Source organism: Paenibacillus sp. FSL H8-0315 (genome assembly GCF_038005365.1).
Classification (GTDB): domain Bacteria; phylum Bacillota; class Bacilli; order Paenibacillales; family Paenibacillaceae; genus Paenibacillus_AQ; species Paenibacillus_AQ odorifer.
In genome coordinates this window covers 2,861,873-2,878,918 of sequence record NZ_JBBOTA010000001.1, presented here as the reverse complement: position 1 = coordinate 2,878,918, position 17,046 = coordinate 2,861,873, and the positions used below count along the sequence as shown (strand labels likewise).

12 protein-coding genes are annotated in these 17,046 nt (G+C 45.9%); all 12 read left to right on the top strand.

From position 1 onward, the window contains the following. Positions 1–8: 8 nt before the first annotated feature. Entirely contained in the window at positions 9–1,211 is a 1,203-nt protein-coding gene (metK, locus tag MHB56_RS12535; protein ID WP_036681514.1) for a methionine adenosyltransferase, read from the top strand. Between the two features lie 200 nt (positions 1,212–1,411). Further along, on the top strand, positions 1,412–5,446 hold the full coding sequence (locus MHB56_RS12530; protein WP_341143633.1) for an Ig-like domain-containing protein: 4,035 nt from the start codon (positions 1,412–1,414) through the stop codon (positions 5,444–5,446). Between the two features lie 215 nt (positions 5,447–5,661). Next, positions 5,662–8,394: a stalk domain-containing protein gene (locus MHB56_RS12525; protein WP_081383173.1), complete on the top strand. Its 2,733-nt coding sequence runs from the start codon at positions 5,662–5,664 to the stop codon at positions 8,392–8,394. Between the two features lie 57 nt (positions 8,395–8,451). After that, positions 8,452–9,612, top strand: a complete 1,161-nt coding sequence (locus MHB56_RS12520) for a sensor histidine kinase (protein WP_036681511.1) — start codon at positions 8,452–8,454, stop codon at positions 9,610–9,612. 4 nt (positions 9,613–9,616) lie between these two features. Continuing rightward, on the top strand, positions 9,617–10,339 hold the full coding sequence (locus MHB56_RS12515) for a response regulator transcription factor (RefSeq protein ID WP_036681509.1): 723 nt from the start codon (positions 9,617–9,619) through the stop codon (positions 10,337–10,339). Positions 10,340–10,474: 135 nt separating this feature from the next. Then, positions 10,475–10,918, top strand: a complete 444-nt coding sequence (locus tag MHB56_RS12510) for a glycosyltransferase family A protein (protein ID WP_076123908.1) — start codon at positions 10,475–10,477, stop codon at positions 10,916–10,918. A 138-nt stretch (positions 10,919–11,056) separates the two neighbouring features. Next, positions 11,057–13,069 (top strand): DEAD/DEAH box helicase, encoded by a 2,013-nt coding sequence (locus MHB56_RS12505; RefSeq protein WP_341143632.1) that lies wholly within the window; start codon positions 11,057–11,059, stop codon positions 13,067–13,069. Next, on the top strand, positions 13,066–13,920 hold the full coding sequence (locus MHB56_RS12500; protein ID WP_341143631.1) for a ComF family protein: 855 nt from the start codon (positions 13,066–13,068) through the stop codon (positions 13,918–13,920). Before MHB56_RS12505 ends, MHB56_RS12500 begins: the two co-directional genes overlap by 4 nt. A 166-nt stretch (positions 13,921–14,086) precedes the next feature. Next, positions 14,087–14,497, top strand: a complete 411-nt coding sequence (locus MHB56_RS12495) for a TIGR03826 family flagellar region protein (RefSeq protein ID WP_076182297.1) — start codon at positions 14,087–14,089, stop codon at positions 14,495–14,497. Between the two features lie 103 nt (positions 14,498–14,600). After that, positions 14,601–14,888, top strand: coding sequence for a flagellar biosynthesis anti-sigma factor FlgM (gene flgM, locus MHB56_RS12490; protein ID WP_036678454.1), 288 nt, complete (start codon positions 14,601–14,603; stop codon positions 14,886–14,888). Between the two features lie 12 nt (positions 14,889–14,900). Beyond that, positions 14,901–15,401: a flagellar protein FlgN gene (locus tag MHB56_RS12485; RefSeq protein WP_076279132.1), complete on the top strand. Its 501-nt coding sequence runs from the start codon at positions 14,901–14,903 to the stop codon at positions 15,399–15,401. 54 nt (positions 15,402–15,455) lie between these two features. Beyond that, entirely contained in the window at positions 15,456–17,039 is a 1,584-nt protein-coding gene (flgK, locus tag MHB56_RS12480) for a flagellar hook-associated protein FlgK (protein WP_076106998.1), read from the top strand. Positions 17,040–17,046 lie beyond the last annotated feature (7 nt).

Here is a 17,046-nt window from a genome sequence, read left to right as displayed (position 1 = left end):
TGTTATACTTGTCTATTAAAGGGCGTCATTTGTTTACTTCTGAGTCCGTTACGGAAGGGCATCCGGATAAAATCTGTGACCAGATTTCCGACGCGGTATTGGATGCATTTTTAGTTAATGATCCTAATGCACGTGTAGCCTGCGAAGTAGCAGTAGCAACAGGTCTTGTACTGGTGATCGGGGAAATCAGTACCAAATCAGAGTATGTTGATATTCCTGCCATCGTACGCAATACCATCAAAGAAATTGGATACACACGTGCAAAATATGGTTTCGACTATAATACATGTGCTGTGTTGAGTTCTCTTAACGAGCAGTCCGCTGATATTGCCCAAGGTGTTAACTCTGCTTTAGAACACCGTGATCCTGCTCAAGTAGCTGAAGAAACAGCTAATATTGGTGCAGGCGATCAAGGGCTCATGTTTGGTTTTGCTACGAACGAGACACCTGAACTGATGCCACTGCCGATTGCTTTATCACATCGTATTGCACGTCGTTTATCTGAAGTTCGAAAGAACGGAACCTTGGACTATCTTCGTCCAGACGGCAAAACACAAGTTACGATTGAGTATCAAGATGAAAAACCTGTACGCGTAGACGCTATCGTAGTATCTACACAACATGCAGAGGAAATTTCTCTTGAACAAATTCAGGCGGATATTAAAGAACATGTTATTTTGCCTGTTGTTCCTGCGGAACTGCTTGATGCAGAAACCAAATACTTTATTAACCCAACCGGACGTTTTGTTATTGGGGGTCCTCAAGGGGATGCTGGTCTAACTGGCCGTAAGATTATCGTCGATACATACGGCGGTTATGCTCGTCATGGCGGCGGAGCATTCTCAGGTAAGGATCCAACTAAAGTGGACCGTTCTGCGGCTTACGCGGCTCGTTATGTAGCTAAGAATCTTGTAGCTGCTGGTTTGGCCGACAAATGTGAGATCCAACTTGCCTATGCCATCGGTGTAGCTACTCCTGTCTCGATAAATGTGGATACATACGGAACAGGTAAAATCAGTGAAGAGAAAATGGTTCAACTGATCAGCAACAACTTTGATCTTCGCCCTGCGGGCATCATTTCTATGCTTGATTTGCGTAAACCGATTTATAGACAAACTGCAGCTTACGGTCATTTCGGACGTACTGATGTTGATCTTCCATGGGAACGCGTAGATAAAGCAGAATTGCTAAGAGATCAAGCAGGGTTGTAATTTATCATACGGTCTTATAATATGTTAGCCCGCAAGTTGGCCATGGTGTCAACTCTGCGGGTTATTTTGCGTGCGAAAACGAGCAAGGCTAGTGAATCTAACCATAGAGAAGTAGACTACTAAACTTTGCCAGCCTTTTAGCCGAAATATAAGAATATACATAAAGACGATAGTATGGCTTGAGAGGAGTCTATCACGGAATGAAAAGAAAAATTTCAATATGGACGGCACTTATTCTAGCGGGAGAGTTAGTACTTGGTTCGGGTTATCCTGCTATTGGAATAGGGAATTCAGCAGTGTACGCTGCATCAGAGTTTGGTATAACAGTCTCACCAGCGCCTGGAGCAAGTTATGTAAATATCGGATCATCCCTTAGACTGAGCTTTGATCGTCAAGTAAACCCGCAGTCAGGTGAAATTACTATTACGGGTCAAGGTGATAGCTCACCTTTTTTAACGATTCCTATTGGTAGCTATGGTCTAATTGGTAGTTCAAAAGATTACGAGCTTAAGCTAAATCAACAGTTTACTTCAAACAAGACTTATACAGTAACAATCCCTAAGGGGTTGTTCAAGGATAATGATGGTAATGAGTCAGGTGTTACTTCATGGGCATTTACTACTGCGCCTGAGAGTAATACAGCGATTACGGCAGGCAACTTTTCACCTGCTAATAATACAAGAGTGGATGCAGGAGCCCTTAAGGAGCTAAGTCTAACCTTAAATAAAAACCTGATAAAAGGTGGAGGTTCCATTCGAATTTTGTCGTCTGCAGATAATGCAACCGTACAAGAGTTCAAAATTAAGGATGATGATACTAGAGTCAACGTTCAGACTGATACTAACTCTACTACAGTTAAACTAACATTGGATAAAACATTGGCCTCCGGAAGTAACTATTATGTTCTTATAGATTCTTATGCTTTTAAGGATGTTGATAATCGAACGTATTCCGGGATTTCAAGCGGTGATGTGTGGAGCTTCTCTACTAAAGGTGTGGCAGAGATTCCAGTGACTCCTGCACCGGCAAACGGATCAGGTGGGGTATCTACCACTGGAGCCCTACAGCTTACATTTGATCGTCCTATGATGCCTGCAGCTGGAACCATAACAGTATCTCCAGGTGCAGCTAACGATGCTAGAACGAGATGGCTTAATGTAAACTCCCCAGCCGTTACAGGAGGAAGCAGCAGAACTATAACAATGCTTCCAGCATCAGCAGCATCACCCTTGCTAAACAGTACGCAGTATACGGTGACGATACCGCAGGGAGCTTTTTACGATCAAGACGGAAATGTATTTCCGGCTTCGGGTGCGTATACCTGGACATTTACAACGGCTTCTTTGACAGGACTTAACGTAAGCGCGCTAAATCCGGCTGACCGGAGTGAATCCATAGCTAACAACAGATCATTTTCTGTCGCATTCAATCGTAATGTGAATTATAACAGTGCTGTGGAAAATGGCGTAGCACTTTATAAAAGTGGCGGCGCACAGGTTCCGGTTACTGTTAACCGGAGTACAACTGCTGCAAACGAATATGTAATTACGCCTAAAACAGCTTTAGATAGCGACTCAACCTATTATATTGATATTGCTAAAGGAGCTTTTGTAGACGCTATTGATGCTAATGTTATCTATGATGGACTAAGCGGAAAAAATTCATGGAGCTTCCGGACCTTGTCTCAGGACAAAACAGCTCCACAGCTCACATCTGCATCACTCGAGAACAATCGGACCATTCGTTTAAAATACAATGAGAGCCTCAACTCTTCCATTGCACTGTTGATCTCCAGCTTTGGTGCTACGGTGAATGATGAGAATCGTACAATTGAAAGTGTCTATATCCAGGGAGACAGCGCCTATGTGTTACTCAGTACAGGGGTAGCGGTTGGACAGAACGTGAAGGTTAGCTATACAGGTGGCCTGCGGACCATTCAAGATCCAAGCGGAAATGCAGCCAGCACCTTTAGCTCAAAGCAGGTAACTAACACTATCGAGTCCTCCATGCCTACACCCAAAGATGGACGGATCACGGGTAGAACTGTAGCGTTGAATTTCAATGACTCCTTAAAGGCAGTTTCCTCTTACGCACATAGTCAGTTTCTAGTGACTTCAGATGGGGGATCCCTAGGGGTCAACTCCATAAGCTCCAGCGGGAACACTGTATATTTAGGGTTAAATAGCGATGCTTCTAATGGCCAGACCGTTCGTGTCTCCTATTATGCAGGCTCTTATCCTTTGCAGAATTCTTTTGGACAAAATATTGCGGATTTCACAGATTTCTACATTCGCAACAGCAACGATACAATTCCACCCGTGTTCCAAAGTGCAACCGGAGGTGGCAATAAAATCCTTCTGAATTACAATGAAGGCTTGTCAACGACAAACCTCCCGATGAACAGCCAGTTCTCTGTGCTTGTTGGCAGCACTCCTAACTATGTTACGAATGTATCAGTCAGTGGCTCACAGGTCACGCTAACGCTCCAGAGTGCTTTGACGGTGAATCAGAATGTTACTGTATCCTATGTTCCGGGGACTACCGGAATAAGCGATTTAAATGGAAACCGTGCAGCTTATATTAACCTGCAGCCTGTGTCCATCTCGGAAAATAGCGGCACTAGCATACCTGAGATTAGTTCTGCCACCATCAATGGCGACGAGCTTACGGTTACATTCAGTAAAAACATGCAGGCATCTGGTTCCCTCTATGCTAATCAGTTCGGAGTTAGAGCAGATGGAAGCAGTATGGGTGTGCAAAACTACACTTTGTCAGGGGATATTTTGAAAATAACAACATCCTCAGTAGTAAAGACCGGGCAAACTATCGATTTGTCCTATATGTCAGGTTCAGGTACGATCAAGGATCTGAACGGTAATGTACTGTCCTCATTCTCTTCTCTCTCTGTTAAGAACCTAACCGGCGTGAGCACCGGAACGGGAAATCGTCCATCCTATCTAGGGACGCTTGCAACAAGTGAGTTTGGAAAAGAATACGCGCTGCTGAAGAGTGACTCTTCACAAATCGTGGATGACCGTTCGTTATACAATCAATCTGTAAAAAGATATACCTTAAACACAGATCGCCTGACGGCCAGTTATGAATATCTGTATAAGGCAAGTAGTGATACATTAGCTTTTGAGGTGCCTGCTACAGAACAATCGGCCTATGTGACTGTTCCTTTAAAGCCTTTGCTTGATGCTGTAAATCGCAGTAAAACCACAAAATTTATGATACGTTATGGCGATCACTTATATAGCGTAGGACTAGACGATATCGATATGAACGGATTAGCGACTAGCTTGATTGCAGACAGTAAAAATATCTCGCTGGTGTTCCGCTTAGAAAAGGTTCCGGCAGGTACGTTCTCCCCATTTGAGCAAAAGCTAAAAACTATGGGGATGCAGAGCGTTACTAGTCTTATGGATGTCCGGGTGACTGCGATAGTAAGCAGCAATTATTCTAATGCTAAGGCATTATCGGTACCTGGAGAATACACTGTGCGTACAACTTCTTCATTGAACAATGCGCAGACATCTGCTGCTAGACTGGATCTTTCCTATTACGATGCAGCTTATCTGCCAACAAAAGTAAGTACGGTAGGTAGCTATACGATTATTCGTGCTCGTACGGAGGGTAATCAGGTGTTAGGAACCTTTATATCAACCCGGGCCTTCTCAGATATGAGTAAGCATTGGAGTAATTCGATCGTAGCTGAGCTTAGTGCAAAGACTATCATCGATAGCAGTTACGGGACTACATTTAGTCCAGAAAAAAAGATTACCCGTGCAGAGTTTGCAGTAATGCTTAGCCGGGGACTTGGTTTGCTAGGCGATCGCGAGACCGCACAGCGCTTCCGGGATGTGCAGCCTTCCACACAAACTGGAGACTATATTGGTGCAGCAGCCAAGGCTGGTATTATTACAGGGAACACGGATGGCTCCTTCCGGCCTAATGATAATATCACTCGAGAGCAGATGGCAATCATGATGATTCGGGCAATGGAATACACCAAACATCCTATTACTTTAAGCGGCACTTCTGCCTCAACACTGGCTCGCTTTAAGGATAAGTCTAAAATTCAGAATCAAAGTGCAGAATTCGTAGCTAAAGCTGTGCAATCTGGGATTATTTTGGGAATGACCACAAGTGAGTTCCAACCTCAGGGTAATGCCACTCGTGCACAAGCTGCTGTGATGTTGCATCGGATGCTGAAGCAAACAGATTATTTGTAGAATAAATAGATTGGTAAAGCCTGGCATTCTGCTGGGCTTTTTTTTATGTTAATAGTTTGTGTTACGAGACTCTATAAAGCTTGAAATCTCTCAATTTCGCAACTTTTTCGCTTATTTTCAGTCTATTAAAAGAGTACTAGAAAAATAGGAACCAGTTTCCAGACTTTTGATAACGGACTTGAAGAGTAAAAAAGAGATGGGAGAGTTACGTCGAAATGAATGAAGTTTTCATGGAGAAGAAGAGTAGAGAAGTTGTTCGGGGAATAAAATTATCATCTACTAAAAAATGGGTTGCCGCTTCATTAGCAGGTGTGTTGTGGATTATGCCGGTAATTGGCAGTGAAGGCTTAGCTATGTTTGGTCATAGTTCCACACCAATTGCTGCCGCAGCCACATCTAATTTTAAAGTAAGCAAGCTGGGAGAAGAAGTAATTACTTCGGGCGCCATTATGATGAAATACAAATATACGGCTACACGTTCAGGAGCGAGTGCTTCTGGCTTGGCGGATGTTATTCGCGTTGACCTCAACAATCCATATGTTTCATTAGATGTTATGACAGGTAAAGGTGGAAACCTGACAACACGTCAAAGTACTGGCGGGATGGCTAAGGAAACTGGAGCCGTGGCTGCAGTAAACGGAGATTATTTTAATACAGGCGGGGAAGGCGCTCCGATTGGTGGACAAGTATCCAGTGGAGTATTGGTATCCACCCCTTCGCAATTGGATGGAATGTATGCCTTTGCAGTGACTAAGGACCGCAAGCCTCTTATTGATGAGTTCAGCTTTGAAGGAATGGTAACCGCACCTGACGGCGCACAGTTTGAGATATCCGGTATCAATAAAGGTGCTTATAGTCCTGAAGGTGGAAGCTCTACTTATAGCCATGCTAATGCAATGTACATCTATACGGATGTATGGACCGCACTCGATCGTCCCAAAAACAGCTCAACCACACCGACAGAGGTGCTCGTTGAGAACGGCGTAGTTACTCAAATATCTGAAAATGCTGCGCTTCCTACAGCGGTTCCAAAGGGAGCTTATATTTTGCGGGCCCATGGCTTAGCCGCACGGTATGTTACTGCCCATCTGACTGTAGGACAACCGGTAACAAGTGTGTACTCCCTGAAATCCAAGACTACGCAGCAATCGCTAGATCCTGCTAATCTGCAAACAATGATTGGTGGACATACGATTCTTGTAAATAACGGAAAAGCTGCAACGTTCTCTCGCTCGACTAGCAGCATTGGCGGTTATCGTGCACGTACGGCTTTAGGATACTCTCAGGATGGACGTTATGTTTATATTATAGCTACTGAAAAAAATGGCAACAGCTCAGGAATGTCCTTGACCGAGCTGCAATCTTTTATGACCAATATTGGAGTCTGGAAAGGGCTTAACTTAGACGGAGGCGGCTCTACAACGATGGTAGACCGGCCTCTTGGTGAAAGCTCAGCCACACTAACCTTTAATACAGAGTATGGCACAGAGCAGCGCAGCATTGTTAACGCGCTTGGTGTTTATACTAACGCACCACAAGGTGAAGTAAAAGGAATTAAAATTAGCGGAAGCACTTCGCTATTAGTTGGACAAAAGGCTACTTATTCGTTAAAAGGTTATGACACTTACTATAACCCTATAGATGTAGCAGCAGGCAATCCTACTTGGACATCAAGCGGAGGAAGCGCAACTGTAAGTGCAGGAGAAGTAACGGCAGTGAAGCCAGGCACCGTTACCTTAACGGCTAAAAGCGGCGTAGCAAGCGCTTCTACAACCCTTACAGTCTTGGGTGGAGATGATCTATCCAGCATGAGTGTAGGCACTGCTACAGCGCCACTGACAGCTGGGACAACTGTATCTGTCCCTGTAAAGGCCTCTACGAAGAGTGGAGCAACCATAAGCGTTCCAGATTCAGCGCTGAAGTGGGAGTTTGTAGGCTTTAAGGGAGTCGTGCAAAATGGCAAGCTTACTGTAAACTCTGTGGATGCAGGGGTTACTACAGGTTACGCTATTGCTCGTTATGATGGATTTAGCACAGCGGTTGTATTATCGACAGCAGCAGCTACAACATGGGAAGATTTCGAGAAGGTAAGTTATCCAGTTAACTTTACTACCAATGTGCCAGCGGTACAGGGGACTGCAACAATAGTAGACGGATCGGCTGAAAGAGTAGGCTCCAAGGTGCTGTCACTCAGTTATGATATGACGGCTGGCAGCGGTAAAATGTACGCTTATGCTCAACTTAACGGCACAAGTGGAAAAGCCGTTCCAGCGCTTGCAACTTCGATGTCAGTTGATGTGATGGGCGATATGAGCTTAAACTGGCTGCGTGCTGAGTTTGTCGACAATAGTGGAGCTACAGCCTATGTAGATCTTGCGAAGATTATCGATTGGAACGGTTGGAAGAACATAAACATCGACTTGTCAGGATCAGGGATTAAATTCCCGGCTACGCTGAAGAGACTTTATGTAGTCAACGTAGAGGAAGGCCAAGATGAACGGGCGAAGACAGGTACCGTTGCTTTTGATAATATCACCTTCACAATGCCTTCACTTTCCAGTGATGCAGGGTTACCAAAGGGTACGGCTTCGATGAGTATCGGCTCCAAAGCAATGACCGTAAACGGAAATAAGAAGGCTATTGATGTAGCTCCAATTGTGAAAGACGGCAGTACTTATGTGCCGATCCGTTATGTGCTGGATGCTTTTGGAGGGAATGCTACCTGGGATCAGGTGAATAAGAAGATCATGGTGTTGCGCGGAGCCAAGGCACTGGATCTGACGGTAAATAAAAAGGAATACCTGTTAAATGGTAAGCGACAAAGTGCTGAAGTAGCACCTATTATTTTACAGGGTAGGACTTTAGTACCTCTGAGACTGGTTTCTGAACAGTTAGGATTAACTGTAAAATGGGAACAGAAAACGAAGACCGTAACTATCGAATCGTGATATGTTAATATATAAGGAAAACCTTAATACGATCCGATAGAAAAGGGGCAAGCATCCGTGGAATTTCAAGCCGATGCGATTGATCGCGTTATTAAAAATACCATCGACGTGATGGAGAGCAGCAAGTATCAGATTTTTGAAATATTGCAGGTTGCACGTGATGAACTTGCTGCACTCAACAAGGAACTGCAGCGGGTCATGGACGAAACGGATGAAACGTTGAAAAAGGTAGACAAGCTGGAGTTACAGTATCACCGCTCCAGAATCCGGCTGACAGAGGTCAGCCGGGACTTTGTCCGCTACTCAGAGAAGGATATCCGTATTGCTTATGAGAAGGCTACAGAGCTTCAGCTCGAACTCATGATGACGCGTGAGCGAGAGGTCTATCTTCGAAGCAGACGTGATGAATTACAAATGCGAGTGCGCAGTGTCGAAAATTCTGTAGAGCGTGCAGAGTCAATTGGTTCGCAAATGAGCGTAGTGCTCGAATATTTGTCGGGAGAACTAGGCCAAGTGACGAGAATTGTCGAATCGGCGAAGAACAGACAGATGATCGGACTCAAAATTATCCTGGCTCAAGAAGAAGAACGGAAGAGAATTGCCCGGGAAATTCATGATGGTCCCGCTCAAATGCTGGCAAATCTAGTCCTTAGGACGGAAATTGTAGAAAGAATGCTGGTAAAGCAGGAATTTGGGCTGGTGCAGGACGAAGTAGTAGATTTAAAAGGGCAGGTTCGTAACAGCCTGGAAGAAATGCGTAAGGTTATTTTTAATTTACGACCGATGGCTCTCGATGATTTGGGCTTGATTCCGACTTTGCGGAAATATGTGCATGATTTTGAAGAGAAGACGAAACTGCGGACGACTCTGGAAACCCGGGGACAGGAACACCGACTATCTTCAGCGATGGAGGCGGCGGTATATCGTCTTGTTCAGGAAGCATTGTCTAATGCAGCAAAACATGCCTACCCAAGCTTCGTATTGGTGGAGATTACATACCAAGCGCAGTTAATTAAGATTGTGATTAAAGATAACGGATTAGGCTTTAATGTACAAAAGTTAAAAAATCAGCAAGGTAATCGGGAAAGCTTCGGGCTAGTAGGTATGCGGGAACGTGTAGAACTGCTTGAAGGAAGAATGGAAATTGTATCAGCCGAGAATCAGGGGACAACAATCGTGATCCATATTCCGACGAATGTGGAGAAGGGGAAGGAGTAGTGTGATGGAGAACTTAAACTCTAGTAAAACGCCCATTAAGGTTCTTTTGGCGGATGATCATCAGCTTTTTCGTGAAGGGCTGAAACGCATTTTGAATATGGAGGAGGATATCGAGGTCATAGGGGAGTGCGGCGACGGTATTCAGGTATTAGAGTTTTGTAACGGGACTAAACCGGACATCGTATTGATGGACATCAATATGCCTGTTGAGAACGGCGTAGAAGCCACTCAAAAACTTCGGGAAATGTTCCCGGAGGTTAAGGTAATTATTTTATCCATTCATGATGATGAGAGTTATGTATTTGAGACCCTTCGTAAGGGCGCCAATGGTTATTTATTGAAGGATATGGAGGCTGAATCCCTTATTAATGCCATTCGTTCGGTCTGTGAAGGACATGCCTTTATCCATCCAAAGGTTACTGGAAAGCTTATCAATCAATTACGGCGTATGACTTACCTTAACGAGACTGGTGTAACTACAGATACAGTGGTGAAGGAAGCTGGTGTTAAATTTATTGCTGGCGACAACAATCCTCTGACCCGTCGTGAAGCAGAAGTACTGCGTCTAATGGCTGAAGGTAAGAGCAACAAAATGATTGGTGAATATTTATTCATTAGTGAAAAAACAGTTAAAAACCATGTTAGCAGTATTTTGCAAAAAATGGAAGTGGATGATCGGACTCAAGCTGTTATTAATTCGATTAAATATGGCTGGGTAACCTTGTAGAAGCTTCACAGTAATACGTTACATATAGGAAAGAAATTAAGTAGACACAGCTTGCTTCCCTGATGGGTGTTCTAGGCAGTCACCGACCTTTTAATACCGGCATATAGTGTTGGTATACAGAGGAGGTGCATCTCCATGGTAGCCCAGTTGATATGGATTGCGGTTGTTTATGTATCCGCTGCAGTGATGATTCATATGTTGCATAACCGGCAGAAGGTGCGTAAAACACCGCAGTCCGGAAAATGGATTCATTATATTTTTATTACCCGCAATCATGAATCTGTTGTGGAATGGTACATTCGGGCACTGACATTTCAAGCTCTTCTAACCGGAAAACGATTGCGAGTAACGTTCATGGATGATGGTTCGAGCGATGGAACACTTGGGATAGTTTCCAAAATGGCCGCTAGCGGCTGCTCTATCGATCTTGCAACATCTATGTACTCTCTTCAGATGAGTGAAGAATTGCAGCATGAAGGAATTGTAGTAGACTTGCGGCTGTCAGGGCAGTCTGTATCGCTGCCTTTTATGGGGATGGCAGGAAGTAGGGGATGCGAATCAAAGCGCAACAGATCTTAAGTAAATATGTAAGTAACGGGTGAAGCACACTCTCCAAGAACTGGGGGAGTGTGCTTTTTGCGTTTGGGGAGACGGAGTCGTGAATTTGGGATCAAATATGGAGTTGCTAAGTACAAGCGAGAGGTAGGAGGGATTATTATGCAAGTCGCTGTATATGCTGTGGAATGCAAGGGGAGCTGGAGGGTTGAAATTTCATTAGATCTTAGCGTGGATAGATGGTGGTGGTCTGTAGCTAGACCGGAGAAGAAAGCTGGGAGTTCCTTAGCGGCGAATAGTTTGGTTCTGCTTTCTTCTGCGTTGCCGCTAGGTTGGGCTGTGAAGCTCCGGGACAACTTTAAACAAAGAAGCGCAATGGGCACCTGGGGGATTAAGGAGTGGGGGCAATATATTAATAGTATGCTTGAGGCTGAGTTGAGAGAGGAGAAAGAGGCAGGGGGACTGTGGGAGGCACAGTGGTTAAATGATGGAATATTCATATGGAAGCCTAATGAATCAAGTTTCGGAATAGATCAGGACAATAAGAAGAATGAAAGATACGATTGGTGTGAAAAAGAGGATTTTCAATCTGGATTACTAGAATCGGATTCAGAACAATTATTGCGGGCTGTGGCCGGGCGCTCTTTATTGGAGCCGGAAGTAGAAGCGCTGCTGGCAGAAGAATTGCCAGAGCAAGGAGGTTGCTGGCGCCAGGCGGTACAACTGGCGCATCTGCAGGGGCGGCTGATGCTTACAGCCGCCGTAGGCAGTGCGACCCCGGCTGCGCACGGGGCGCGAGCCCGCCAGCTCCCTGCGGGTGCTGGCGTTATGATGCGTGCGGCGGCTAAGCTGCCGCACGTATTGCGGCGCGGCGCTGTCGCTCGCCGCGCGGTTTCGCGCTGCCTGCGTTGCGGCAGCGTGCCCACCGGCCGCACGGCATGCGCCGCGTGCGGGCTAATGGGCTGCGCCTATTGCGAGGCCTGCCTCGCGCTTGGGCGCAGCCGGGCTTGTGCGCTGCTGCTGCGCAGCGCAGCACTTCCGGCCGTGCGGTGCACGGCCGCCCTTGACCCCGCCGCGGCCGCAGGCCGGTGGGGGCTGAGCCCAGCGCAGGCGGGAGCCGCTGGCGCTGCGCTGGGTTTTCTGGCGGAGGCGCGCAAGCGCTCCGCCAGTACATGCCCAGAGCGGTTTCTGCTCTGGGCGGTGACGGGAGCGGGGAAAACGGAGATGATCTTCCCGCTCCTAGAGGCCGTGCTCGCCGCCGGAGGGCGGGCGCTGGTAGCGACGCCGCGCCGCGACGTCGTACTTGAGCTCGCGCCGCGGCTCGCCCGGGCTTTTCCGGCGGAGGTCATCGCCGTACTTTATGGCGGCAGCGCAGATCGCTGGGTGAGCGGTCGCTTAACGCTTTCGACCACCCATCAGCTCCTGCGCTTCCATCAAGGTTTTGATCTCGTAATCATCGACGAGCTGGATGCGTTTCCATACCATAATGATCCTATGTTGGCCTATGCCGCTGAACAAGCCTGTAAAGTGGACGGCTCTTTCATTTATTTATCAGCTACGCCACCACAAGAAATGCAGCGTTTGGTCCGGTTAGGCAAGCTTCCACATGCCAGAGTGCCTGTCCGCTTCCATGGTCATCCCTTGCCTATCCCGCAGCATTTGAGTATACCTTCGGTTCTAACCTGTCTAAAGCGTGGAAGTTTGCCAAGATCGCTTATACAAAATCTTCAAAAGTCACTGGAGCGAAAAGCACAAATTTTTCTATTTGTGTCTCGAATAGCTCATATCGAAGGATTGCTGATACTACTTCGTCGTAGCTTTCCCGGCGTGGTTATTGAAGGCACCTCGTCCAAGGATTCATTTCGGGCAGAAAAGGTGACTGCTTTTCGCAACCGTATCATCTCTTTGTTAGTGACTACTACGATCCTGGAACGGGGAGTTACCGTGCCACGCAGTGACGTATTTATTTTGGATGCAGACAGTGGTCTTTTTGACGAAGCCTCTTTGGTACAGATGGCAGGCCGTGCTGGTCGTTCTAAAGATGATCCTGATGGCCATGTTGTATTTGCCTCCCCTCAGTGGAGCCGATCCCAGCGTGGAGCGATTGCTCAGATTCGTACTATGAATATCATTGCTCGCCGCCAAGGATATATTCGTAAAGGTGGGGCTATATGAATACCAAGCATACAAGGTTCCGAAAATCCCTGTCTTTCCTCCTTACCCCCTCCGTGCCTCAATGTCTAACCTGCGGGAAGCACAGCCCACAGTCCTCACAGCTGCCTGGTATCTGTAAGAATTGTGCGGAATCCATTCCTTGGATACGCGCTCCACGTTGCTTGATATGTGGACGGCATGTAGGCTGTCCAGACTGCACTCGCAGCGCTGAGCCCTCACCCATTGTATGTAACCGGAGTGCGGTAGCCTACACTAATGAGATGAGAGAATGGCTCGGTCAATATAAATATCGCGGGAATGAACGATATGCCCCTCTGCTTGGACTCATGCTGGATAGGGCATATTTAACCCTAAAGGAGGAAAAGCAGCAGCGGGCTCTTTTATCTCAGAAAGCATCTTTTTTTCATCTTATTCAACATAAAAGGTACATAAAAAACAGCCTTTGGTCAGCTGATTTATTAGTTCCGGTACCTGTCAGTGATACCAGGTTTCTAGAACGGGGCTTCAATCAAGCGGAAAGATTGGCCGATGTCCTATCTCGGCATAGAAAGATTCCACAGCTACCGCTACTAATTCGTACGCATCATACAGGTAAGCAGAGCTTTAAAGGACGTGCGGAGCGATTGGCAGATATGAAGAATGCTTTTGGAGCAAATCCGGCAGTCTCCACACTATTTAAGGATTGGCTGAAAGATAACTCACCTATAAGCCGTCCCATTCGAATTATTATTGTTGATGATATCTATACAACCGGAAGCACGATTCGTGCTTGTGCCGAAATTCTAAAACAAATGGTTTCTAACTATGATTATGCTGCAGAAATCTATAGCCTAACCTGGGCGCGTTCCTAAAGCGAAAATGCATGATTGTGAACAGCTATATCCATTCCATTAAGGATTAGTTGCGGTTGGTAGCGTTTCTTCTGTCCCATAGACGAATTCCTTGCAATCATGTAATCTAGGAGCATAAGAATATTATGCATTGCACAGAATGTACGGAGAGGAGCGGCTGCTTGTTATGAATCTAGACAATTGTCCAAGGTGCGGCCGGTTGTTTGTCAAGAATCTTATGGGGTTGTGCCAGGTCTGTATCAAAGAGCTGGAGCATGAATATGAGATCTGCGTGAATTATTTACGGGAAAACAAAGGAACCAACATTCAGGAGCTCTCCGATGCTACGGGGATTTCTATTAAAGAGATTACCCGCTTTATTCGAGAAGGCCGGATTTCTATAGCTAATGCACCCAATATGATGTACCCTTGCGAAGTGTGTGGTACACTGATTCGGGATGGCCATATGTGTGACAGCTGTCGTAGCCGGCTCAGGAAAGATCTCACGAATGCTGTCAAGGAAAATTCTGCTGAGGATACTACTAAAAAGACATCTGATGGTGCATATCGTGCCATAGATAAGCTGCGTGACCTATAAAATCTGCAAAAAAACGTTTGCAGCTATAAAGAATGTTTCAGTCTACGCCGATAAACTTAGTAAAGATTATCGGCTTTTTTATATTAGAAGGAAGGTGGAAGTTATGAAAATTAACGAGACCGGACGAATTAACGCGATTAATCCGTATCAACGCAGCGCGGAAGCGCAAAGGCAGGAACAAATGAAGAAAAGCACACGCAAGGATGAGGTTTCGATCTCTGATGAAGCGATTCAACTCTTGCAAGCACAAAACACTGGCAAGAATGATCCAGAACGCGCACTTAAGATCGACAATCTAAAGCAGCAGGTCTCCGCAGGTACCTATCAAGTTGATGCATCTAAGCTAGCAGAGAAACTCGCCCCTTACTTTAAGCAATCCTCCGAGAATTAGGTGAAAACATCCATGGCATTGACGACATTAATAGAACTATTGGAGCGGCTAGATGGAGTGCATGTTCAAATGCTGGATCTGGCCGCTGAGAAGAAACAGACGATTATGGATAACAAGGTGGATGCGTTAATAGACATCCTTAACCGTGAGTCCAAGCTAATGAAGGTAATTGGGCAGCTCGAGGAAGAGCGAATATTAGCCGCATATACCGTTTTGCAAGGCGTGGGTATTCGTTCCAACCTGAACCTGAACCTAACGGAGCTGTCCAGGCTTATATTTGACCCTGAAGACAAGGCACGACTGCTGCATATTCAGCAGAAGCTTTCGGACACTTTACATCGCCTGAAAGAAGCCAATGACCTAAATCAGAAGCTGATAGAGCAGTCGCTTACATTTATAGATTATTCTTTGGATCTGTTGGTCGGAAGACCAAATCAGGATATCACTTATCATCGTCCGTCCGACAAAGGTAACAACGTAAATCGGTCGGGGATTTTTGATGCACGAGGTTAGAATTGTACTGATGAAGTGTTCTGCCGGAGCAGAACATAAGGAGGAGTAAGAAGCATGACATCCACATTTCACTCGATAGAGACGGCGAGACGCAGCCTTTTTACTCAGACCGCAGCTCTTAATACAACTGGACACAATATCGCTAATGCGAATACCGAAGGTTATACTCGTCAACGTGTTAATATGCAAGCCTCTTTACCTATTGAAGCGTACGGATTGTTAAAATCTACCGTTCCAGGTCAAATGGGTACAGGGGTGGAATTCTCATCTATCGATCGGATTCGAGAAATGTTTCTGGATGATCAGTACCGTGGTGAGAACGCTGCTTTCGGCAACTGGAGTCTTCAAGCAGATACGCTCTCTAAGCTGGAAGCTATCGTTAATGAGCCATCCGATACAGGCATTCGTACAGTTCTGGATAATTTCTGGAAATCTTGGTCGGATCTAAGTAAGAACCCTGAAGATCCAACGGCCCGTAAGATTGTAGTGCAAACTGCACAATCTTTGACGGATGCTATGAACTATATGAGCACGCAACTGAATAATCTGGAGCGGGATCTAACCACTAATATAGATGTTAAAGCAAAAGAAGCTCAGGGTTACCTGACCGCTATCGCAGATCTAAATAAATCGATCTATAAGATTGAGGGTATGGGGGATCATGCGAACGATCTACGTGATCAACGCGACCTGATGGCGGACAAGCTCTCCAAAATCGCTAATATTACTGTTGTAGAGACGGAAGCAGGTTATAACATTTCTTTAGGGGGACAACCTCTCGTAGAGGGTGGGGAAGTAACTGCAACCGTAGATGGCGCGTTTCTTAATAATGCTTATGCCTCCGGAACCTTGAAGGGCGGCGAGGCTTACGGAATGATTTTTTCCAATAATACCTATGTTGCCGATTACAAGAAACAGCTCAATGATTTGGCGAGCACTATTGCTACAGGTGACGTTGAAATTACAGTGCCAGCTGGCTCCAATCTTCCTGAGGGTACAGTGTTGACTAGTGATGCCAAGATTACACAAGCTGACGGTACCGTAGTTACTTTGACCGCTGGTCAGGCCATGCCTAAGGGCGCAACAATGTATGAGGACGCCAAGACCATTGTCAAAGGGTTAAACGGGCTTCACAAGTTAGGTTACGCGATGGATGGAAGCGTCGGACGCGATTTCTTTGTAACATCAGGTGAGGCTGGAACGATCAAACTGAATCCGGAAATTGCAGCTGACGTAAACCTATTTGCAACTTCGTTACGTACAACTGTTGATGCGAATGGAAATACGCAAGTCGTTAAAGGAAATAACACCTTGGCGCTTCTATTGACGAACTTGAAGGATAGTAAATTTACTAAGCCAGACGGTAGTGTGAGCAACACTGTTGGTGGGCTTTTCAGCTCTATGGTTGGTCAGCTGGGTATTCAATCCCAAGAGGCTGCACGTCAGACGGATAACTCAGATTATCTCGTAGAGCAAGTTAACTCCCGTCGTCAATCAGTAAGCGGTGTATCCCTAGATGAAGAAATGTCGAATATGCTAGTATTCCAGCATGCTTATAGTGCCGCAGCGCGTTTTATGACTACTTTTGATGAACTGCTCGACAAATTGATCAATTCCACCGGCACAGTCGGCAGATAAAAGGAGA